This is a genomic window from Variovorax sp. DAIF25 (assembly GCF_050711835.1).
Classification (GTDB): Bacteria; Pseudomonadota; Gammaproteobacteria; order Burkholderiales; family Burkholderiaceae_C; genus Variovorax.
Genome location: NZ_CP136637.1, coordinates 849,419 through 869,276 on the forward strand (window position 1 = coordinate 849,419; position 19,858 = coordinate 869,276).

Annotated in this window: 19 protein-coding genes and 2 pseudogenes; 12 read left to right on the forward strand and 9 right to left on the reverse strand. The window is 62.9% G+C overall.

Translation table 11 applies throughout. The annotated features are described in order from the left end of the window. Positions 1-19 precede the first annotated feature (19 nt). Entirely contained in the window at positions 20-871 is an 852-nt protein-coding gene (locus R0232_RS38065) for a LysR family transcriptional regulator (RefSeq protein WP_431514357.1), read from the forward strand. A gap of 95 nt (positions 872-966) precedes the next feature. On the opposite strand, the gene R0232_RS38070 is transcribed toward R0232_RS38065, so the two are convergent. Then, positions 967-1,236 (reverse strand): hypothetical protein, encoded by a 270-nt coding sequence (locus R0232_RS38070; protein ID WP_431514358.1) that lies wholly within the window; start codon positions 1,234-1,236, stop codon positions 967-969. A 481-nt stretch (positions 1,237-1,717) separates the two neighbouring features. Between R0232_RS38070 and R0232_RS38075 the strand changes: the two genes are divergently transcribed. The 6 genes and pseudogenes from R0232_RS38075 to R0232_RS38100 form a co-directional block, all read left to right on the forward strand. Beyond that, entirely contained in the window at positions 1,718-2,227 is a 510-nt protein-coding gene (locus R0232_RS38075; RefSeq protein WP_431514359.1) for a DUF1993 domain-containing protein, read from the forward strand. 376 nt (positions 2,228-2,603) lie between these two features. Beyond that, positions 2,604-2,729, forward strand: a pseudogene (locus R0232_RS38080) (IS30 family transposase); the annotation flags it as partial. A gap of 577 nt (positions 2,730-3,306) precedes the next feature. Next, positions 3,307-4,737: a hypothetical protein gene (locus R0232_RS38085; RefSeq protein ID WP_431514360.1), complete on the forward strand. Its 1,431-nt coding sequence runs from the start codon at positions 3,307-3,309 to the stop codon at positions 4,735-4,737. Positions 4,738-4,888: 151 nt separating this feature from the next. After that, positions 4,889-7,030 (forward strand): ATP-dependent nuclease, encoded by a 2,142-nt coding sequence (locus R0232_RS38090; RefSeq protein WP_431514361.1) that lies wholly within the window; start codon positions 4,889-4,891, stop codon positions 7,028-7,030. Between the two features lie 11 nt (positions 7,031-7,041). After that, complete coding sequence (locus R0232_RS38095) at positions 7,042-8,838, forward strand: UvrD-helicase domain-containing protein (RefSeq protein WP_431514362.1); 1,797 nt, start codon at positions 7,042-7,044, stop codon at positions 8,836-8,838. Between the two features lie 57 nt (positions 8,839-8,895). After that, positions 8,896-9,330 (forward strand): annotated as a pseudogene (locus R0232_RS38100) (IS30 family transposase); the annotation flags it as partial. A gap of 207 nt (positions 9,331-9,537) precedes the next feature. Here R0232_RS38100 and R0232_RS38105 read toward each other — a convergent pair. The 3 genes from R0232_RS38105 to R0232_RS38115 all read right to left on the reverse strand — a co-directional run bounded on the left by R0232_RS38105 (position 9,538) and on the right by R0232_RS38115 (position 11,603). Continuing rightward, complete coding sequence (locus tag R0232_RS38105; RefSeq protein ID WP_431514363.1) at positions 9,538-9,960, reverse strand: GNAT family N-acetyltransferase; 423 nt, start codon at positions 9,958-9,960, stop codon at positions 9,538-9,540. 34 nt (positions 9,961-9,994) lie between these two features. Next, positions 9,995-10,270: a hypothetical protein gene (locus R0232_RS38110; protein ID WP_431514364.1), complete on the reverse strand. Its 276-nt coding sequence runs from the start codon at positions 10,268-10,270 to the stop codon at positions 9,995-9,997. Positions 10,271-10,370: 100 nt separating this feature from the next. Beyond that, positions 10,371-11,603 (reverse strand): MFS transporter, encoded by a 1,233-nt coding sequence (locus tag R0232_RS38115; RefSeq protein ID WP_431514365.1) that lies wholly within the window; start codon positions 11,601-11,603, stop codon positions 10,371-10,373. A 120-nt stretch (positions 11,604-11,723) separates the two neighbouring features. On the opposite strand from R0232_RS38115, the gene R0232_RS38120 reads away from it, so the two are divergent. Then, on the forward strand, positions 11,724-12,662 hold the full coding sequence (locus R0232_RS38120; RefSeq protein WP_431514366.1) for a LysR family transcriptional regulator: 939 nt from the start codon (positions 11,724-11,726) through the stop codon (positions 12,660-12,662). A 61-nt stretch (positions 12,663-12,723) separates the two neighbouring features. Here the strand turns inward: R0232_RS38120 and R0232_RS38125 are convergent, their stop codons facing one another. The 3 genes from R0232_RS38125 to R0232_RS38135 all read right to left on the reverse strand — a co-directional run bounded on the left by R0232_RS38125 (position 12,724) and on the right by R0232_RS38135 (position 14,326). Further along, positions 12,724-13,134 carry a hypothetical protein gene (locus R0232_RS38125; RefSeq protein WP_057594179.1) on the reverse strand — a complete coding sequence of 137 codons (411 nt, stop codon included), beginning with the start codon at positions 13,132-13,134 and terminating at the stop codon, positions 12,724-12,726. A 160-nt stretch (positions 13,135-13,294) separates the two neighbouring features. Further along, positions 13,295-13,936, reverse strand: coding sequence for a hypothetical protein (locus R0232_RS38130; protein ID WP_431514367.1), 642 nt, complete (start codon positions 13,934-13,936; stop codon positions 13,295-13,297). Positions 13,937-13,960: 24 nt separating this feature from the next. Then, positions 13,961-14,326, reverse strand: coding sequence for a VOC family protein (locus R0232_RS38135; RefSeq protein WP_093347087.1), 366 nt, complete (start codon positions 14,324-14,326; stop codon positions 13,961-13,963). A 228-nt stretch (positions 14,327-14,554) separates the two neighbouring features. Between R0232_RS38135 and tyrS the strand changes: the two genes are divergently transcribed. Then, positions 14,555-15,853 carry a tyrosine--tRNA ligase gene (gene tyrS, locus R0232_RS38140; RefSeq protein WP_431514368.1) on the forward strand — a complete coding sequence of 433 codons (1,299 nt, stop codon included), beginning with the start codon at positions 14,555-14,557 and terminating at the stop codon, positions 15,851-15,853. A gap of 11 nt (positions 15,854-15,864) precedes the next feature. Here the strand turns inward: tyrS and R0232_RS38145 are convergent, their stop codons facing one another. Both R0232_RS38145 and R0232_RS38150 read right to left on the reverse strand, forming a co-directional pair. Next, positions 15,865-16,281: a GNAT family N-acetyltransferase gene (locus R0232_RS38145; RefSeq protein WP_431514369.1), complete on the reverse strand. Its 417-nt coding sequence runs from the start codon at positions 16,279-16,281 to the stop codon at positions 15,865-15,867. Between the two features lie 75 nt (positions 16,282-16,356). Further along, positions 16,357-17,355, reverse strand: a complete 999-nt coding sequence (locus R0232_RS38150; RefSeq protein WP_431514370.1) for a quinone oxidoreductase family protein — start codon at positions 17,353-17,355, stop codon at positions 16,357-16,359. 86 nt (positions 17,356-17,441) lie between these two features. Here R0232_RS38150 and R0232_RS38155 point away from each other — a divergent pair, with 86 nt between their 5' ends. From R0232_RS38155 to R0232_RS38165, 3 genes are read left to right on the forward strand one after another with little or no spacing between them, the layout of a single operon-like run. Next, positions 17,442-17,765: a 2Fe-2S iron-sulfur cluster-binding protein gene (locus tag R0232_RS38155; protein WP_057594183.1), complete on the forward strand. Its 324-nt coding sequence runs from the start codon at positions 17,442-17,444 to the stop codon at positions 17,763-17,765. 4 nt (positions 17,766-17,769) lie between these two features. Then, positions 17,770-18,588 carry an SDR family NAD(P)-dependent oxidoreductase gene (locus tag R0232_RS38160; RefSeq protein ID WP_431514371.1) on the forward strand — a complete coding sequence of 273 codons (819 nt, stop codon included), beginning with the start codon at positions 17,770-17,772 and terminating at the stop codon, positions 18,586-18,588. Continuing rightward, positions 18,585-19,778 (forward strand): MFS transporter, encoded by a 1,194-nt coding sequence (locus tag R0232_RS38165; RefSeq protein WP_431514372.1) that lies wholly within the window; start codon positions 18,585-18,587, stop codon positions 19,776-19,778. The genes R0232_RS38160 and R0232_RS38165 overlap by 4 nt, the downstream gene beginning before the upstream one ends. Positions 19,779-19,858: the final 80 nt, after the last annotated feature.

A 19,858-nucleotide genomic window follows, 5' to 3' on the forward strand; every position in this document is an offset into this window, starting at 1 on the left:
ACTCTGATCAACGAATCGAATGAGCATCCCGACGCTCGACCCCGAGCTGCTGAAGGCCTTCGTGGCCGTGGCCGACCACCGTTCGTTCACCCGCGCGGCAACGGCGCTGAACCGCACGCAGTCGGCCGTGAGCATGCAGATCAAGCGGCTCGAGGAGCGGCTGGGCACCGCGCTCTTTCACCGCACCAAGGTCAACGTCGAACTGAGCCTTGCGGGCGAGGGGCTGCTCGGCTATGCGCGCCGCATCCTGCTGCTCAACGACGAGGCGGTGGGCCATCTGCAGCAGCACAAGGTCGAGGGCCGCGTACGGCTCGGCGTCATGGACGACTACGGCAGCTTCGTCGTGCCGCCCGTGCTCGCCAGCTTCGTGGCCGCCTACCCGCGCATCCACATCGAGATGGAAACCGGCCTGACCGCGCGCATGCCCGAGCGACTGGGCGAGGACTTCGACCTCGTGATCGCGATGCATCCCGAAGGCCAGGGCGGCGGCGAGCTGCTGCGGCGCGAACAGGCGGTGTGGGCCACGGCCGTTTCTCAATCGGTGGAATCGCAGGATCCGCTGCCGGTCGCGCTCTATCCGCAGGGTTGCCTGTTTCGCCAATGGGCGACCGAGGCGCTCGATGCGTCGGGGCGACCATGGCGCCTGGCCTTCGTGAGCCACAGCCTCGCGGCCGTGGAGTCGATCGCGGCGCAGGGACTGGCGGTGACCGTGGTGAAGTCGGGCATCTTTCCGCCGAGGCTGCGGGCGCTGTCGGAGCGCGATGGCATGCCGCGGCTGCCTGGGGCGGATATACGGCTGCATCGGGCGGCGGGTTTGTCGCGGGCGGCTGGGTTGTTGGCGGATCACATCGTGGGGGCTATTGGGCTCTGACTGGCGCGGTCAGTTGGCAGCCCTTGCGAATGGCGAGGACAGGATAGGACCTGTCTCCTAAGCGGGCCGCGAAACCGCGGCCCGCAGACCAGCCCTTACCCGCCAGTCTCGAGCGCGCCACGTCGCGCCATCTCGCTCAACTGAAACAGCTCCCCGGCCTTGTGAGCGAGTTCCGCCGCGAGCCAGAGCAGGTTGTCCAGGTGGCGAGGCCCGTCACCGCTGCACCAATCGATGTCTTTTCCGTGAGAGGCCCACAGAAGCGCTTCGAGTTGGGAGAGGGTGTTTTCGAGGAGATCCGCCGGGCCTTGGGCGTTTTCTCCGGGGGATACCGGCGTGCGACGCCGGGCTATAGTCTTGGTAGCCATTTTTGTGCGGTCCTTTAGAGGTGTTGCACGAACTTGGTTAGACGGCTGGGGTGGTACTAACACCCTGGCCGTCGCCTTTTGATACCTCGCATTTGCATCGCTGCTTTCGCAACGACAACCTGCCGCGAGGCAAGCAGCCTTCGAACATCTCGGTGGGTTGGTGTGTTGCGCCTTTCTTCTCCCCTAGGTGGGGTAGCGAGTGAGAGGGGCATCCACTCTAGGGAAGAAGTGAGCGGGTTGCTGTGCCGTTTGGCACGAAGTTGCGGCAAGCGCCAATAAATGCAGCTTCTGCGATGCGCGGGGCACGGACCTCGAAGAGGCCGTGGCGGGCCGGCCCCGATCGGCGTGAGCGCCGGAAGAAAAGCTGGCCCCAAAAGCCGGGCCGATTCAGTTCACCCTGTGCTGTTAGCCTTACATGGTCGGCAGGACCTCTGCCACGCCAACTCCGGCCATCGCGCCCAATTTCAGAACTGAACTCACTATGACCAGCCCGCTGTACAACGCCTCCATTCCCGTCATGCAGCAGATGCTGCGCGCCATGTCCGACGTGCTCAAGAAGGCCGAAGACCATGCGACGCAGAAGAACATCGATCCAAATGCGCTGCTGCAGGCGCGGCTGTTCCCTGACATGTTTCCGCTGGTACGTCAGGTACAGATCGCCGCGGACTTCTCCAAGGGCATTGCCTCCCGCCTGGCTGGTGCCGAGTTGCCGTCCTGGCCCGACACCGAGGTCAGCTTCGCCGACCTGCAAGCGTTGATCGCCAAAGCTTTGGCCCATATCGGCTCTTTCGAGTCTGAGCAATTCGATTCAAGCGAGAGCCGCGAGATCGTATTGCGCCCCGGCACCCCCAAGGAAAAGAAGCTGACCGCAGGCGCATATCTTCTGCACTACGGGCTGCCGCAGTTTTTCTTCCACGTGACAACTACCTATGCCATCTTGCGCCACAACGGTGTTGAGGTCGGTAAGCGTGACTACATGGGTGCCTACTGACCCAAGACAGACAGGAGTTCAGCGACTCTAGCCACTGCGGCTCGATAGCAACTCGAGCCTCCGTTGCTGCGCGATTCAGCTGACTGTGGATGAAGGCTCTATTTGCCTTAATTTGCTTGGCGGCTGGTTAACGCTGACCGAATGTCTGCTGCGTTGGGCTATGAATTACGCAGCCGACCCGTTGCGGGCGTTTGACGTTGGTTTGATGGCGGTGGCTATGCAGCGGTTGCCGACATCCGTCGGCTTCGCGCGAATGGGTACTATCGGCGGCGGATTCAACCGGTCGAAGCAACACAACAACCACTGCTGAGGCAGAAGGAGTGTTGCAGATTAAGTTCGGACGCGAACCCACTACGCGGACGCTCAGAAGGCATTGATGTGGGAGCGCTGGAAGGAAGGCTGGACTCTGCATCAGATCGGCCACCTGTTCGACCGACCTCACACCTCGATCCACACTATCCTGTCGAAGACCGGTGGCATTCGACCACCGGACCAACGTCGCTGAAAGACTTCAGCATTAAAAAGCTGTCGTACTGGTTAGGTTGGAAAAGGTCTTGAAAGCCCATCACGGCCTTGGCAAATGGCTGGCTCAATTCGATGAGCTTCTTTACATCAATGTTCTACGTTCAAATTCGGTGCTGAAAGAGTCGGAGCTCCTGCCCTCCGTGCGCCCGAACTGAACTTCCAGTCCTATTGACTAGGAGCGTCATTCGCCGCTGGGGACTAGGTCCGCCGTACAGAGGACGTTCGCACGGCTATCGAAAACACTCCCAAATAGCAGAAATTCGCCTCCTTCTTTTTGAGGAGGGGATTCGGCCCGCGCGGCCCGTCCCGCGATGGCAGGATGCAACTCGACGTTTGAAAGGGAGTTCGAGTGCCCCCCGTACCGACGAGGGCGACACTGCATGAGTGAGAATCTGGCCACATGGCGTCATCTAGCAGCCCAAGCGGCGGATGTCCCGTAACAGCAAAACGGAATTCAACTCGCCGGAACTGCAATGCAATTTAGACATGACGGATCTTGGGACGCGCTGACGTTTCCTGTCTACTTTTCAGACGTCTTCGAGGTAGACCCCCAAGTGGTTGATACCTACGGAGCCTTCAACATTGCCTTAATCAACGACCTCCCGCTGTTCGTAGACCCCTTTCTCCTGTTCGATAGTACGGAAAACAAGTACAAGCCGCTTCACGATGGCATCATCGACTACCTGGTGTTCATCAAGGAGCAAGCGCTCGATGGGGAACTGAGCCCGGTAGATGTCAATCAGTGGCTCCTTTTTAAAGAGGTTAAGCAAAACTGGCTGGGCTTCAGCCAAACTGGAAACGAAGGGACCGGGCTCGGCCCCGCCTTTGCTCGCTCTCTCGCCACGAATCTGAGAACTGTGTTTCGCGGATTCGGAGACGAGACCACCACCAGCAGTAGCCACCTAGAGAAGCTTGGATTGTTGACCAATGGCGTTGGCCGAGATCACCTTAGCGACTTCACGACCAATCTCATCAAAGGGTATTTACTGGCGTACACGCAGGAGTTCGCCAAGGCCCATCTAAATTCTAAGTTTGTGAAGAATTTTCGAGTCGACAAGGTGGAGTTTGACTATGCAACACGCCGATGGAAAAGCGGCTACTTCGACCTGCCGTACTTCGAGGGTGACTATGTTCTTCTGACGCCAAAAGACATGCTCACTCGAGAAGAAGCATGGATCAATCAGGGCGACATGCTTGCGCAGTTCACCCAAATTCAAATAGCCATTCCTGACGACGACCTCCGCCGACGAGTGGACCAACACTTCGTCAGGCAAGTCAACGAGAGGACGAGCGCTCGTGAGCGAAGGGAGGCAGCTTTGAGAACACTCGCGGCGCATCCGGAAGTGCTCGATATCTATATCCGGATAAAAGAAAAATCCGCGCCGGAGGCGCATGCGCAAAGCGGCCGTAAGGTAAAGGTGACCGAAACCCAGTTTGTGGAAAACGTCCGCCAACTGGCAAACGAAATTGCAGAGCTACGCAAGCAGATGCAGCCTCACCCAGGCGACTTGAGCGGCAACGCGCTTGAGGAAGCCCGGCGACGGGTGGTGTTCCTGAAGCACGTGATTGAGAACAACGATGGCTATCGGTTCTTTTACGTGAACGGCGAGCCCGTAAAGCGCGAAAGTGACCTTCAAACGATGTTTAAGCTCACATGGTGCGCGACGAGCTTCGATGTCAATGCCGAAGTCAACAATGGCCGGGGCCCTGTCGACTACAAAGTTTCAAAGGGGAAGGCCAACGCCGCTTTGGTTGAGTTCAAACTTGCGAGCAACACGAGTCTTGAGAAGAATCTTCGCAATCAAGTAGCTATTTACGAGAAGGCGAGCAATACGAAGCGCTCGTTGAAAGTCATTCTTTGCTTCAACGAAGGTGAACACGAAAAAGTGAACCGCATCTTGAGAACGCTAGACGCGGTCGACAACCCCGACATCATTCGCATCGACGCAAGCCGGGAAAACAAGACGCCTGCCTCAAAGACTTGACCGCAACCGATACCGGTCACCGGAAAAATGCGGTCAAAATCGGACACTCCTACCACTTGTTCAGAGGCTTGGCGGTAACATCGTGATGCAGCGTGAGCTTGGCTGGCGACTGTGATCCCAACAACAACAAAACTTTCGGGTCTAGACTCTGATGCATATCGCAAAACTGACGCTCGTCAACTACCGAAACTTCGCAAGCACGGCCCTAACGTTCACAAAGGGCGTGAACACCATCATCGGAGAAAACGGGTCGGGAAAGACAAATCTGTTTCGGGCTATCCGCCTGCTGCTCGACGACTCGATGTCACGATCAGCATCTCGCTTGGAAGAGTCCGACTTTCACCGCGGCCTCGACAACTGGCGCGGTCACTGGATCATCATTAGCCTCGAGTTCGACGAGATCGGCCCCGACGAGGCGATACAGGCGCTCTTCTTGCATGGAACAGGGGTGGTAGCGGGAGCAGCGCCAATCGGCCGGGCTACCTACAATCTGATCTTTCGCCCAAAAAAGGACGTCCGTCTCAAGCTGGCCCAACTTGCAGACGGAGACATGGCTGGATTAAAGGGAGTCAGGGATTCTATTGAAATTTCTGACTACGAAACGGTCATCACCGGCAGAAGCACGGCCGACTTTGGCAACCTCGCGACATACTCCGAGATCGTGGGCGACTTTGAAAACTGCGTAATCAGCGACGAAACTGATGATCCGCGTATTGGCGCCCGCGTGTCTCCTCTTCTTTCGGTTGCAAGCGAGGTTTCGTTCACCTACATCCAAGCGTTGCGGGACGTCGTGGCCGAGTTCCACAACAACCGAACCAACCCACTGCTCACGCTGTTAAAAAGCAAGAGCGGCGCGATCTCCGCAAATGACATGGATCCGATCGTCGCCAGAGTCCGCGAACTTAACGAATCGATCGTGGCACTAAACGATGTGCAGATTGTCCGATCTGACATTCGAGGCACAATCAAGGCGGCTGCGGGCGAGACCTATTCGCCAAGCTCGCTGTCGATTCGTTCGGACCTGCCAGAAGAGGCTGATAAGCTCTTCCAGTCGCTAAAGCTCTTCGTAGGCGAGTCGGATGAGGACTATGAGGGCGCCATTCACGAGCTCAGTCTTGGCGGAGCCAATCTGATCTTCCTGACGCTGAAACTTCTCGAATTTCAGTATCAACGAGCACATCGATCCATCGCCAACTTCTTGGTCATCGAGGAGCCCGAGGCGCACATCCACACCCACATCCAGAAGACCTTGTTCGATCGCATCGCATACGCCGACACGCAGATCATCTACTCGACACACTCGACCCAAATTTCCGAAGTCAGCAAGGTCTCCAGCGTCAATGTGCTAGGGCGACGTGGTGCATCGTGCGAAGCCTATCAACCCACAACGGGTCTCGATCCAACTGCGATCGACACGGTACAACGGTATCTAGACGCGGTTCGAAGCAATCTCTTATTCGCCAAAAGTGTGATCCTGGTTGAGGGCGACGCGGAGGAAATCCTGATTCCGTTGATGTTCAAGCAGGTAACGGGGCTCAGCCTTGACGAAATCGGCGTCAGCCTCATCAACATACGTAGTACCGGTTTCCAGAATGTGGCCGTGCTTTTCCACCAATCTCGAATCCGCAAGCGCTGCGCGATCCTCACTGATCGTGACGCGGCCATCATCGACACAGCCCCTGTACAGGGCGAGTCTGAAGCAGATGTTCGCTACAAAAAGAAGTGCCATGGATCGGACGCGAAGGGGCTTGTACGCAAGATTGCTCTCGATCTCTTTGTCCAAGGCAACCCTTGGCTGTCCGCCCACTACGCCGATCACACATTCGAAGTTGATTTCATCGCCGCTGGAAACGCGTCGAAAGTTAAAGCACTGGTGCCGATCATCTATGCCGACCCGCTAACGCTCGCGACGGCCGACGCCGAGTTGGCCTCTGGGGACAAGGCTCAGTTCGGGCGGCGCGTTCTCACGATGGCGGCGAATCAGGGTAAAGGTTGGTTTGCCATCCTGCTGGGCAGGTGCTTGGACTACGAAACAGTCATCCCGCTATACATTCGAGACGCAATTTTCTTTGCCAAGCCGACCCTGTCAAAGGAGTTGTTCTCGAACATCTATCGCTACAGAGTTAGCAAGGCTGCGCAAAGTGGTGCCTTGGCTGCGGCAGGTGCCGAAGCCTTGCACGCATTGATTGCGCAGTACCATTCCGGTGTTCTACCTCTCGCCGACCTCAAGGCTACGCTGCTAGCGATGCTGCCAAACGATCAGATCCATCGACTGCTGGCGAATGTGGCTTGAGGGGATCATCCATGTTTGCTTGGTCTCGAGGTGAGCTGAACCCGGAACAAGAGGCTGCGGTGCTTTTCGCGGGCAGTCAGTTCCTCATAGCCTGTCCGGGCAGCGGCAAGACACGGACGCTGACGTACAAGATCGCCCATGAACTGTCGCGCCTAGCCTCAGACCGCCAGTTTGTCATCGCAATCACCTACACCAACCGTGCTGCCGACGAGATCCGCGAGCGGATCGAAAATTTAGGGGTCAACACCGCGAGACTGTGGATCGGCACCATTCATGCTTTTTGCCTTGAATGGATTTTGAAGCCCTACGGCCTCTATCATCCCGATCTGGCTCACGGATTTCGAATTATCGATTTGCACGAGCGCGAAAAGGTGCTGGAGCAGCTGTGCGCCCCATACCGAAATCCGCGCGTCACCTTTTGGGATTGCGACTACTATTTCACACCTCGCGAGCGAGTACTTGGGTGTAGCGACACGCGCAAACATGCGGTCATCGACAATGTCTTGGACGAGTTCTTTGCGACGCTAAAGAGCAGGCGGCAGATTGACTTTGAGTTGATTCTTTTCTACGCGTATAGGCTGGTGGCGGCGCATCCTGCGATCAGCGAAAATCTCTGTAATATTTTCTCATTTGTCCTGGTTGACGAGTATCAAGACACAAAAGAGATTCAGTACGATATTCTGGGAAGGATACTGTCGGCTGGTGGTGGTTCCACCAAGTTGCTGATGGTGGGAGACCCCAACCAGGCGATTTTTGGTTCGCTGGGTGGATTCCCCATCGAGCTTGCCAACCTGCGTGCCATAACAGGTTTAGAGATCGAACCGAGAACGTTGTCGCGAAACTATCGCTCTTCCCAGCGTCTCATTGACTACTTCGGGAACTTCAATCTTTATGGGACGGCGATCGAAGCTTCGGGTAGAGACCGGGACTTTGCCAGCCTGGTAACCTACGACGCTACCATCCATAAAGACGATCTCCCCGACGAGATCGCGCGTTTGATTCAGCACAACATCGAGGTGCTGGGCGTGCCACCCAATCAGATCTGCGTCCTCGCTCCTCAATGGCCCTATCTGACGGCCATGACGCGCGCGCTTGTGGTACGGTTGCCGGAGTATCGGTTCGACGGTCCAGGCATCGTTCCATTCGCCCGAGACCCGGAGAACTTTTGGTACAAAGTGGCGCGGCTTGCTTTGACCGAGCCTTCCCCCGGCGGTTACCTGCGTCGCTTACGATGGGCGGGCGAGGTGATCCAAGACCTGAGCAGCGCAGGCGCCGATGTTTCCGCCTTCAACCATAAGGATCTTCTCGCGGAATGCAACGCAGTTGTGATAAATGAGACAGACGGCCTTCTTTATCTGCGCACGTTCTTCGATGCCCTGTTCGTTCGCCTTCGCATTCCCTACCTTGGGTTTGCGAGCCTGGCAGAACACCACGAGGCGTTCTTCGCAAGCTCCGAGGCGCGATTGCAACGACTGCAAAATGACGGAGTCGCCACTGCCGGCGACGTCTCCTTCTTCAAAAAGGCGTTCCAGGGGCGCTCCGGGATCTTGGTATCCACCATTCACGGTGTAAAAGGCGCCGAGTTCGATGTCGTCATCGCTCACTCCTTGCTCGAGGGGATGGTGCCGCACTTCAACGACGCCGGCGGAGACGACAGCGCAAAGAAGCTCCTTTACGTCATTGGATCTCGGGCGCGAAGGCACCTCCACATGTTTTCTGAGACAGGTCGAGCAAGAGGGCAGCGAGGCGACACATGGGATGCGACTCGACTGTTGACGGCCTGCGTCTTCCCTTACGACTCTCCGTAGAGCCGCCGTCAGTCTCAGACGCGTCCCGCCGACGCCGGGCATGACGTTTGGCTTCTTGCCATTGGCGCACACGATGAAGCAAGAGCCTTTACCGGTGTCAGCAGCGACAACAGCCAAATCGCCACGTTGGTCGAACGGAAAAAACGTTATGTGATGTTGGTGAAGCTCGAGAGCAAGGACTCGCAATCGTTCATCAACGCACTGATAAGGAACGCGCGTCAGTTGCAGCAGGAGCTCTACAAATCAACGACCTGGTATTGAGGCACGGAGATGCACGGTCACAAGCGATTCACGATGACCACCGACATCCAGGTCTACTTTTGTCATCCCCAGCACGGCAGCAACGAGAACACCGATGGGCTGCTCAGGCAGTACATGCCGAAGGGCCCGGACATCTCAGGGTTCTCATAGCCTCAACTCAACGCCATCAGCAGACAATTGAATGAGAGACCGCGGAGGACGTTTAGTTTCCATACAACTGCAGAAATTTTTCAGCGAATGCGTTGCATCGGCGGGTTGAATTTTCCATCGGCTGCCGTCGGTCGAAGAGCCTGTTTCGCAGGCCCAACAATTGAGTTAAGCAACACCGCGAATCGGCGTCTGACTGGATTGTCGAAAAGCAACCCGCACTTCGCCCGACCCTATGTGCTTCGCGCTCGCTCATCCAATGATTCCTGCCATGGCCAGCAAGCACTATGACTACAGCGCCTTCTTCATGTACGCCACATAGAAGCCCTGGATGTAATCATCGATCCGCCCGAAGTCTTCATAGCCCTGCTTGAGATAGAACTCACGCGCTTGCCATTCGAAGGTGTTCAACGTCGCATTGCGTGCACCCAGCTCGCGGGCTTTCTGTTCCGCCGTTTCGAGCAGCCTTCGCCCCAGGCCTTGATGCCGAGCCGCATCATCCACGAACAGCAACTCCACGTTCAGCCATTGCAGAAACACGAATCCGCGCAAGCCACCCACGAGCCCACCCGTGTCGTCCTTTGCGCTGATCCAGACCGGCTGTACCTGCCCATACTCGCCGACAACCCGATAGTTGAACTGCCGCATGCGGCGGCCCAATTCGCCCGAGTGCACCTCTTCAGCGGTTGGGGTGTAGATCTCGAAGTTGCTCATGATTCAAGAGCCGGCTTCCAGCCGGCAGCGGTAGTCAAAGCCAGCGAGACGCGGCGTCACGCGCATCCATCTCGACCGGCGCACGCGACGCGATGAGCGTCGCAGCAAGATAAGCCCCGGCAATGGCGACCAAGGGCCGGGCCACTTCCTCGCCTCCCACCACCAGATGCCAGGGAAGATTGAACAGCGCAACAGTCCCCAGACCGGTGAGCAATCCGAGCTGCGAGCCCTGCCGATACAGCGTCAAGGTTCTGCCAAGGCAGGGCATCGCGAATCGGGGCTCTCCGCGCAAGCGTCGCAGCAAGGACATGGCGGTCTCCTCGTCTTCGGGTTTCTTGGCGCGCATCGTGCCATAGAGCCGAGTGCCTGTTCCGGGCCCCCCGCTGTCAGCACCGGGCCAGGACCCGATCTCAGCGCGTCGACGTGCGACGCCGGTCCGAAGGGAACGCGCTAGCCCGAAAGCGCCACGCCACCCATGCTCCCGCGCATGCCAACGCCGCCATGAGCCAGGGAAACACCGCACTGCCCACGGTGCCGAGCAGCACGCCTCCCAACAGTCCGCTGGCCGCGAACGACAGGTTGAAGACCGTGACCAGCATCGACTGCGCGATGTCGGACGCGTCTCCGGCCGCATCGGCCAGCGCGGTCTGCAGCAGCGTGGGCGCGCCGCTGAAGCTCAATCCCCACACGCACACGCCGATGAACACGAGCGTGAAGGATGAACCGGCCTCTCCCAGCGCCACGCCGACCGCCGCGAAGGTGCCGAGCGACCCCAGGAGCAACGCGCGCAGGTGGCGGTCGACGAGCCAACCCACGCCCCAGAGGCCGATGGCCGTGGCCAGCCCGAAGCTCAGCAGCAGGGTATCGAGTCGGTCGAGCAGGCCGCGCTGCGCGAGGAATGGCGCGATGTACGTGTAGAGCAGGTAGTGCGCGAAGATCCAGAGCATGACGATCAGCAGCACCGGCCCGACACCGGGCGTGGCCAGCACCCGGCGATAGTCCGCCCGCTCGCCGCTGTCCCGGCCCGGCAGGTCCGGAACGCTCGCGCGCACCCAGCCCACCAGCACCAGCCCGATCGCGGACATGCCGCCGAACATCCAGCGCCAGCCGATCTGACGACCGAGCCACGCCGCCAGCGGCACGCCGAACGACAGGGCCAGTGGAATGCCGACCATGACGATCGCCAGCGCGCGACCTTGCAGGCGGCTCGGCACCAGGCGCCGGGCACAGGTCGCCAGTTCGCTCCAGGCCAGGCCGGTCGCGAGGCCGACGACGAGGCGCGCAGCCAGCGAGAGCGCGAGGTGGGTGGAGAGCGCGGTCACGGCATTGCAGGCACAGAACCCGGCCAGCGCGAGCAGCAGCACCTTGCGGCGCGACCACGCCCGGGTGGCCGCCGTGAGCGGAATGGCGGCCAATCCGGCGCCGAGCGCGCACAGCGTGACGAACTGTCCGGCCCAGGCCTCGGACACCCCCAGGCCCCGCGCGATCTGCGGCAGCAGGCCCGCGGGCACCGCCTCGTTCGCCGTGGCCATGAAGCTGGTCAGGGTCAGCGCGAGCAGCGCGGCCCAGGGCAGCCGCGTGGCCGCATCCGGCTCGGAGGAAAGGTCGCTGGGGCGCGCTGCGGCGCCGATGGCTCGTGTCATGTCGGATGCTTCCTGTGTGCGGGGCCCTGGCCAGCCAGGACGGAAGCCGGCAGTGTGCGGCTGCGCTCCAACTTTGATAATTGGGCGGAAAATTGAATGAACTTCAAATCCAAGTGAAAGATGGCAACCGATCGATGGGGCGACATGCGCCTGTTCGCGGAGACGGCCTCGACAGGCAGCCTCTCCGCCGCCGGACGCAAGCTGGGCTTGTCGCCCGCGGCGGCGAGTGCCCGGCTGAAAAAGCTGGAGACGGCCTTGCGCGCGAAGCTGCTCGACCGCACGACCCGGCACCTGCGGCTGACCGAGGAAGGCCGGCTCTATCTGGCGCACTGCGAGGTCGCGCTGCAGAGCATCCATGAGGTGGAAGCCCTGCTGCGCGAGGGGCAGGGCATGGTGCAGGGCAAGGTCAGGATCTCGGCCTCCACCGACTTCGGGCGGCAGGTGCTCGATCGGTGGCTGGACATGTTCGCGAGCCTTCATCCCGGCGTCCGGGTGGCATTGACCTTGACCGACTCGGTGTCGAACCTCCACCAGGACAACGTCGACCTCGCGATCCGTTTCGGGCAGCCCGAGAGCAGTGCCCTGGTCGCACGGCGGCTGGCACCCAATTGCCGGGTGCTCTGCGCCTCGCCCGACTACCTGGAGCGCCACGGCACGCCACGCACGCCCGAGGCGCTCGCGGGCCATCGCTTCATCGTGCTGGTGACCGCGGCCGGGCCGCTCAACGAATTCCACTTCGCGCGAGGCGGCGAGACCTGGCAGCACACGGTGCCGATGGCCGATGCATGGGAAACGAACGATGGAGGACTCGCGCGCGCCTGGACGCTGTCGGGACGAGGCATCGCGCGCAAGACGATCTGGGACGCGGCCGAGGATGTGCGGTGCGGCCGGCTTCGGATCCTGCTACCGGAGTACGTGGCGAAGGAACCGGGTGTGTACGCGATACGGCATGCCACGCAGTACATCGTCCCGCGGGTGCGGGCGCTGCTGGACTTCCTGGCCGAGCAATTCGCGCAGGAAGCAGAGCGGATGCGGGATATCTGGCCCGGCGAACGCTAGGCCTGCAGCGGCTGCTGCCCCTGCAAGGCGCCCGCTTGCACGGGCGCCTTCATGGGCTTTCTCAGCCCTTCATGGCCTTGATGTCGGCCTTGGCCTTGTCGTGATCGGCCTTGGCCTGGTTCACGCAAGCGCTCTTGGCGTCGCCCGACTGGTCATCGCACTTTTCCTTGGCGACTTCGTAGGTGGCCGTGGCCTTCTCTTCCGCGACCTTCTTGGCGTGGCCGGCGGTCGGCTTGTATTGCTGTTCGAGTTCGGCCTTGGCCACGTTCTCCGTGCCCTTGGCCTGCTTCTCGCAGACGTCCTTGGCGTTGTCCTTCATCGTGTCGCACTGGGCCTTGGCGACCTTGTAGTCGGCCTCGATCTTTTCCTTGGCGACCTTGTACTGGTCCTTGGTCATGCCGTCGGCCGCGTTGGCTGCGCCCATGGCGAAGAAGCTCGATGCGATGGCGAGAACGAGAAGATGTTTTTTCATGAGAAGGCCCCTGTCTGGTTGAGTGTCTTTGTCACCGAGCCGCCCTGTGCGGCTGCAGTGAATGCACTCTAGGAAAACAGGGGTGGCGAGCAGGTAGGACGACGGCGCTCGGGCGGCTAGGCAGAGGCCACGGCTGCGCGCAAGCGCAGAGAGGGCGCGCTCAGTTCTGCACCGTGACCCACACGGCCCGCGGATCGCATTGCCGCGCGCATGCGAACACGTAGACCTCGTTGCCCAGAAACAGCACATAGCCTCGGGCCGAAGAGCCGTCGGGCTGCTCGGGTGCATCGGGGAGCTTGAAAAACTGGAAGCTGTCGCTGACTTGGCACACGAATTCCATCGGCGAACCGCAGGAACAGGTGAAGCGTTCTTCGTCCTGCACCCACTCGGGCTCGCCACCCACCGCGATGCGGTAGTACTCGTCGTCGGGCGCATCGGCCACCACGAGTTCGGCGGTCTGCAGAACGGGGGGACTGGGCACGCGATGCATGGGCCGCGGCTTTTCGAGCGATGCGAACCAGTGGCCTTCGCCCTGGTCCCAGTAGGCCGGCGGCAGCGTTTCGAAGGACTCGAAGCTCGGGATCTCGTTGTGCTCGGGGCACATGAGCACCGACAGCCTGCTTCCGTCGACAAACGGAAGCTCGGCCGCGCGAGGCAGCGTGAACTGAAGGAAGGGAATCATCTGCCGGTCGCACCGGGTGCAACACGGCAGGCCCTGGCCCTCGGGCGCCAGATAGGCCCCGCCCACGGAGTCCTGCGGAGATTCGCTGTCGAAGCGCAGGTTGAAGAATTTCTTCGGCACGTTTTCTTTCCTTGGGCCGTGCCGTCAGGGCTGCTGCACGATCTGGATCTCGTTGCCCGCCGGGTCGCGCAGCGTCGCGAGAATCCCGCCCCATTGCTGCCGCTCGGGAAGCCCGCTGAACGCGACGCCGAGCGACGAGAGTTCCTTGTACTTCGCGTCGATGTCCTTCACGTCGAAGGACAACCCCGTGAAGCGTCCCACGAGCACCTGGTCTTCCGTCGGGGCGTCCTCGTCGACACGTTCGACCACCAGGCTCAACGGCCCCGAGCCGAACACGCAATAGCCATGTTCGCGCCCGTCGGCCTTCAGCGGCAGGCCCAGTGTCTGTTCGTAGAAACGGGCGGCATCGCCGAGGTCCTGGACGAAGATGCGCGCGGTATGAAGTTCCATGGTGCCTCCCCTGGGCTGTGTGGTTGCGGACGAACGGCATGCTAGACGCCTGCCTCGACTGCGGCAAGCTATCATCGCCCTCATGACCTCGCCCTTCCACGCCCCCGTCGCGTATTACGCCGCCTATCGATAGGCGGCACGCTTGGTCATGAGCTGACGATGCCGCCGCAAGGCGGCATTCGTTTTTTCGGCGGTCCTCCTTGCGGCATTCAACCCAGGAGAGCCCCGATGACAACACTTTCGACTTCATCCGCTGCACAGGCGCAGCCTCGTTCACCCGCATTGGCGGCGCTCATGCAGCGCGGCTTCGTTCATCAGTGCACGGCCCTGCCGCGCCTGGACGACCTGCTGGCCGGCGCCGCGGTGCCCATCTACGCAGGCTTCGATGCCACCGCCGACAGCCTCCATGTCGGTCACCTGCTGCCGATCATGGCGCTGCGCCGACTGCAGCAGTGCGGCCACAAGCCGATCGTGCTCATGGGCGGCGGCACCACGCGCATCGGCGATCCGAGCTTCCGGTCGGCGGCGCGGCCCATGCTGTCCGATACGCAGATCGCCTCGAACATCGCCGGCATCCGCGCCGTGTTCGAACGCTTCCTGCGCTTCGGCGACGGCCCTTCGGACGCCGTCATGGTCAACAACGCCGACTGGCTCGATGGCCTGGGCTACATCGACGTGCTGCGCGAAGTGGGCAGCCATTTTTCGGTGAACCGCATGCTCGCCTTCGACAGCGTGAAGTCGCGCCTGGAAAGGCAGGAGAGCCTGAGCTTCCTCGAGTTCAACTACATGATCCTGCAGGCCTACGACTTCCTCGAGCTGTCGCGGCGCTTCGGCTGCAAGGCCCAGCTCGGCGGCTCGGACCAGTGGGGCAACATCGTGAGCGGCGTCGACCTGGTGCGGCGCGCGAGCGGGCAGGAGGTCTTCGGACTCACGGCCCCGCTGCTGACCACCGCCTCCGGCGCCAAGATGGGCAAGACCGCGGCCGGCGCGGTATGGCTCAACGCGGCGCGGCTGCGGCCCTTCGACTACTGGCAGTTCTGGCGCAACGCCGAGGACGGCGACGTCGTGCGCTTTCTTCGGTTGTTCACCGACCTGCCGCTGGAGGAGATCGCGCGGTGGGAGACGCTCGCCGGCGCGCCACTCAACGAGGCGAAGCATGAGCTGGCCACGCTGGCGACGGCGCTGGCCCATGGTTCCGAAGCGGCGAGGCTGGCGGCCGAAGAGGCACGCGGTTCCGTCGGCGCGGGCGCAGTACCGGAAGGCATGCCGGCGCTCTTTCTCACGCCAGAGCAACTGCGCGAGGGCGTGGCCGTGGTCGAGCTGATGGTGAGCGCGGGCATCGCCGGGTCCAAGGGAGAAGCGAGGCGATTGATCCAGGGCCGCGGCGTGAAGCTCGATGGCGTGGCGGTCGAGGATGTGGAAGCGAGGGTGAGCGCGAAGGACTTCGACGCAGTTTCGGGCAAGCAGCTCTCGGTGGGGAGAACGCGTCGGGTCTTCGTCGGCCCGGAGCCGACGCCCAGGGCTTAGGTCAATACCGTTCAGATGCAGTGGGATGGACCCGGCACCTTGAACAAAACCGTCATCTCGGTCCGGGGCCTGCGATAGCCGCATGCCTCGAAAAACCGCTTGGCTTCGCCCAGCGCCTTCACGTAGATCGGAATGCCGGGAAACTCGGCCTCGACCGTACGCAGCAGGGATCGTCCGATGCCGGAGCTTCGTGCCAAAGGATGCACGAGCAGTTCGCCCAGCATGGTGCTGAATGCGCCATCGCTGAACGCCGAGACATAGCCGAGGAGCACCCCCTCGTCGGAACGTGCATGGGCAATCAGCGGATAGGCCCGGCTCGTACTGGCAAACGCCGCTTCGTCGTACCCCGAGCCCCACCCCACCGATTCCATCAGGGCACCAAACTCCTGCCACGTCACCGTTCGATCGGTCGAAACCTTGTAGTTCATGAAAGGAGAATACCGCCGCGTCGATGCGGCAAAGCGCTGCGCGAGGCTTCGACAAGCTCAGCCCGGACGATCACTTCACGGTATCAACAACACCGACCCCACCGTCCTCCCCTGCTCCACATCCGCATGCGCCAGCGCCGCGTCGGCCAGCGCATAGGTCCGGCTCACCTCGACCTTCAGCGCGCCGCTGCGCACCAGGTCGAACAGTTCGCCGCAGGCCTCGGCCCGCGTCTCCGGCGTGATCGCATGGAAGCCGAAGCCCGGCCGGTGCAGCGCGAGGCAGCCCTTCTGCGCCAGCAGCATCAGGTCGAAGGGCGGCACGGGGCCCGAGGCGTTGCCGTAGTTCACCACGGCGCCGAAGGGCCGCATGCAGTCGAAGGAAGGAATGAAGGTGTCCTTGCCGACGCCGTCGAAGACGGCCGCCAGGCCCTGTGGCGCGAGCTGCTTCGTGGCGGCCACGAAGTCCTCCTGGCGATAGAGGATGGTGTGGTCGCAGCCGTGCGCGCGCGCGAACTCGGCCTTGGCCTGCGAACCGACGGTGCCGATCACGGTGGCGCCCAGGTGCCGGCTCCATTGCGCGAGCAGGCTGCCGACGCCGCTCGCGGCGGCATGCACGAGGATGGTGTCGCCGGGCTGCGGCCGGTGGCAGCGGTGGATGACCACCGAAGCGGTCAGCCCCTTGAGCAGCATGGCGGCGGCCTGGCGGTCGTCGATGTCGTCGGGCAGGCGCACCAGGCAGTCGGCCGGCAGGTTGCGTGCCTCGGCGTAGGCGCCGGTGTCCTGGAAGAACAGGCCGCCGGTGCCGGCATAGGCGACGCGGTCGCCCGCGCGCCATTCGGAGACCTCGGCGCCCACGGCCTCCACCACGCCGGCGGCCTCGTTGCCGAGGATGACGGGGAAGCGCGGGCCGCGGCCGAGGTAGAAGCCGCCGTTGCGCACGTTGATGTCGGAGAAGTTGAGGCCGATGGCGGTGTGGCGCACGCGCACCTGGCGCGGCGCGGGCGGCGGCAGTTCGAGGTTCAGGGCTTCGAGGACCTCGGGCCCGCCGTGGCGATGGATGGCGATGGATTGCATGCCGCGAGTGTGCGCAGGAGTGCCGCGGCGCGCCCGTCCCCTCCGAGGGGACTGACACCACGGCGAGCGCGCCCGACAGTGGCGCCATGACCAAGGCCACCTTCATCTGCGCCGACGGCGCCCGCCGCGACGTCGACGTTCCCGTCGGCACCAACCTCATGCGCGCCGCCTGCGACCACGGCATCGACGAGATCGTCGGCGACTGCGGCGGCTCGCTCAGTTGCGCCACCTGCCATGTCTTCGTGGAAGACGGCCCCGCGGACGCACTGCCCGCCATGGCCTCGACCGAGGACCAGATGCTCGACTACACGGCCGCGCCGCGCCAGGCCACGAGCCGGCTCTCGTGCCAGCTCGTGATGAGCGCGGCGCTCGACGGCCTCGTGCTGCGCATCGCCAACCCGCAGGTCTGACGCCATGACCGCGAACTGGCTGCAACTGGAAGACAAGGTCTGCGTGGTCACCGGCGCGGCCGGCGGCATCGGCATCGAGATCGTGCGCGAGCTCGCGTCGGTGGGTGCCAGGGTGGCGCTGCTCGACCGCGACGAAGCGGGCGCGGCCCGCGCCGCCGCCGACATCGCGGAAAGCGGCGCACGCGCGATCGCGCTGGGCTGCGACATCACCGACAAGGCCGACGTGGAACGCGCCGCGGCCGCCGTCGAGCGCGAGCTCGGGCGCTGCGACGTGCTGGTGAACAACGCGGCCACGATCTACGCCGCGGCGCTGATGGACATCGACATCGAGCGCTGGCACCGGCTGATGGCGGTGAACCTCGACGGCTTCCTGCTGTGCGCGCAGGCCTTCGGCCGCCAGATGATCGCCGCGGGCGGCGGCAGCATGGTGCACGTGGCCTCGATCTCTGGCCGCGTGCCGCAGCCCTACAGCGGCCCCTACAGCATCAGCAAGGCGGGCGTGAAGATGCTGTCGCAGCTGCTGGCGGTGGAGCTCGGCGAGCACCGCATCCGCAGCAACGTGGTGAGCCCGGCGATGGTGCGCACGCCGCTCACCGAGGGCATCTACGCCCAGCCCGAGGTGCTCGCGAAGCGCGAGGCCATCGTACCGGCCGGGCGCATCAGCGGGCCGAAGGACATCGCCGAGGTGGTGGCCTTCCTGGCCAGCCCGCGCTCGGGCTACGTGAACGGGCAGGACCTGCTGGTCGACGGCGGCCTCAGCACCGCCTGGCTGTCGCTGATTCCCCGCCCCGGCTTCGAGAAGCAGGACGCGCAGGCCCGATGACCCGCGTGCGGCCCGGTGGCCTGGCGGCGTTGGCCACGGTGCATTGCTGTAGCAGCGCGATGATGCGCGTCTGCGATCCGATGCTGCCCGCGCTGGCGCAGACCTTCGGCGTCACCACCGGCCGCGCGGCGCTCACGGTGTCGGTCTACGCGGTGGCCTATGGGCTGCTGCAGCTGCTGTTCGGCCCGCTCGGCGACCGCTTCGGCAAGCGCCGCACCATCGGCTTCGCGGCGCTGGGCTGCGTGGCCGGCAACCTGCTCGCGCTGGTGGCGATGAGCCTCGAGATGCTCGTGGTGGCGCGCTTCCTCGCCGGCGCCGCTGCGGCCGGCATCATCGCGCTGGTGCTGGCCTGGGTCGGCGACACCGTGCCCTATGCCGAGCGGCAGCCGGTGCTGGCGCGCTTCCTGATGCTGTCGCTGGGCGGGATGATCGCCGGACAGTGGGTGTCGGGCGTGCTCACCGAATGGCTGGGCTGGCGCGCGGTGTTCGCGCTGCTCGCGGTGGTGTTCTGCCTCGGCGGACTCGCGATCAGCCTCAACCGCGAAGTGCGCGCCGAGCCGGTGCGCGCGCCCTCCGGCCACGGCCATGGGCATCTGCGCGACATCCTGCGCGTACTGGCCGAGCCCTGGGCGCGCTGGATGCTGCTGGTGGTGATGGCCGAGGGCGCCTTCGCCTTCTCGGGCCTGGTCTTCCTGCCGGCCTTCCTGGTGCGCGAATACGGCCTCGGGCTCTCGAGCGCGGCGGGCGTGGTGGCGCTCTATGGCGTGGGCGGCTTCTTCTATGCCTTCGCGGCGCGCCGGCTGCTGGCGATATTTGGCGAAGGCGGGCTGGTGCTGGGCGGCGGCATCGCGCTGGGCCTGGGCTGGCTGGCGCTCGCGCTCGGCCAACACTGGGCGCTGGCGCTGCCGGCCTGCCTGGTGGCGGGCCTGGGCTTCTACGCGCTGCACGGCACCTTGCAGACCCATGCCACGCAGATGGTGCCGGCGCTGCGCGGCACCGCGGTGAGCCTGTTCGCCTCCACCATGTTCCTCGGCATCGCGCTCGGCGTGGCCGTGGCCTCGGCGGCGGTGGACCGCATCGGCACGCGGCCGGTGTTCCTGGCCTGCGCGGCGGCGCTGCTGGCGATCGGCGCGGGCTTCGCGCTGAGCCTGCGGCAGCGGGCGGCGGCGCAGCCGCGGACCATCGGCTGAGGCCGCGCGCCCACGGCGCTTTTCTTCCGGCATGCGCCGCGCGTATGCAGAATGCGTTCCCACGCAGGGGGCCCGGATCC

Bases quoted from the DNA above. Each gene is read 5' to 3' on its own strand.
- R0232_RS38065 (WP_431514357.1), top strand. From the start codon at position 20: ATGAGCATCCCGACGCTCGACCCCGAGCTGCTGAAGGCCTTCGTGGCC.
- R0232_RS38070 (WP_431514358.1), bottom strand. From the start codon at position 1,236: ATGGCTACCAAGACTATAGCCCGGCGTCGCACGCCGGTATCCCCCGGA.
- R0232_RS38075 (WP_431514359.1), top strand. From the start codon at position 1,718: ATGACCAGCCCGCTGTACAACGCCTCCATTCCCGTCATGCAGCAGATG.
- R0232_RS38090 (WP_431514361.1), top strand. From the start codon at position 4,889: ATGCATATCGCAAAACTGACGCTCGTCAACTACCGAAACTTCGCAAGC.
- R0232_RS38095 (WP_431514362.1), top strand. From the start codon at position 7,042: ATGTTTGCTTGGTCTCGAGGTGAGCTGAACCCGGAACAAGAGGCTGCG.
- R0232_RS38105 (WP_431514363.1), bottom strand. From the start codon at position 9,960: ATGAGCAACTTCGAGATCTACACCCCAACCGCTGAAGAGGTGCACTCG.
- R0232_RS38110 (WP_431514364.1), bottom strand. From the start codon at position 10,270: ATGTCCTTGCTGCGACGCTTGCGCGGAGAGCCCCGATTCGCGATGCCC.
- R0232_RS38115 (WP_431514365.1), bottom strand. From the start codon at position 11,603: ATGACACGAGCCATCGGCGCCGCAGCGCGCCCCAGCGACCTTTCCTCC.
- R0232_RS38120 (WP_431514366.1), top strand. From the start codon at position 11,724: ATGGCAACCGATCGATGGGGCGACATGCGCCTGTTCGCGGAGACGGCC.
- R0232_RS38125 (WP_057594179.1), bottom strand. From the start codon at position 13,134: ATGAAAAAACATCTTCTCGTTCTCGCCATCGCATCGAGCTTCTTCGCC.
- R0232_RS38135 (WP_093347087.1), bottom strand. From the start codon at position 14,326: ATGGAACTTCATACCGCGCGCATCTTCGTCCAGGACCTCGGCGATGCC.
- tyrS (WP_431514368.1), top strand. From the start codon at position 14,555: ATGACAACACTTTCGACTTCATCCGCTGCACAGGCGCAGCCTCGTTCA.
- R0232_RS38145 (WP_431514369.1), bottom strand. From the start codon at position 16,281: ATGAACTACAAGGTTTCGACCGATCGAACGGTGACGTGGCAGGAGTTT.
- R0232_RS38150 (WP_431514370.1), bottom strand. From the start codon at position 17,355: ATGCAATCCATCGCCATCCATCGCCACGGCGGGCCCGAGGTCCTCGAA.
- R0232_RS38155 (WP_057594183.1), top strand. From the start codon at position 17,442: ATGACCAAGGCCACCTTCATCTGCGCCGACGGCGCCCGCCGCGACGTC.
- R0232_RS38160 (WP_431514371.1), top strand. From the start codon at position 17,770: ATGACCGCGAACTGGCTGCAACTGGAAGACAAGGTCTGCGTGGTCACC.
- R0232_RS38165 (WP_431514372.1), top strand. From the start codon at position 18,585: ATGACCCGCGTGCGGCCCGGTGGCCTGGCGGCGTTGGCCACGGTGCAT.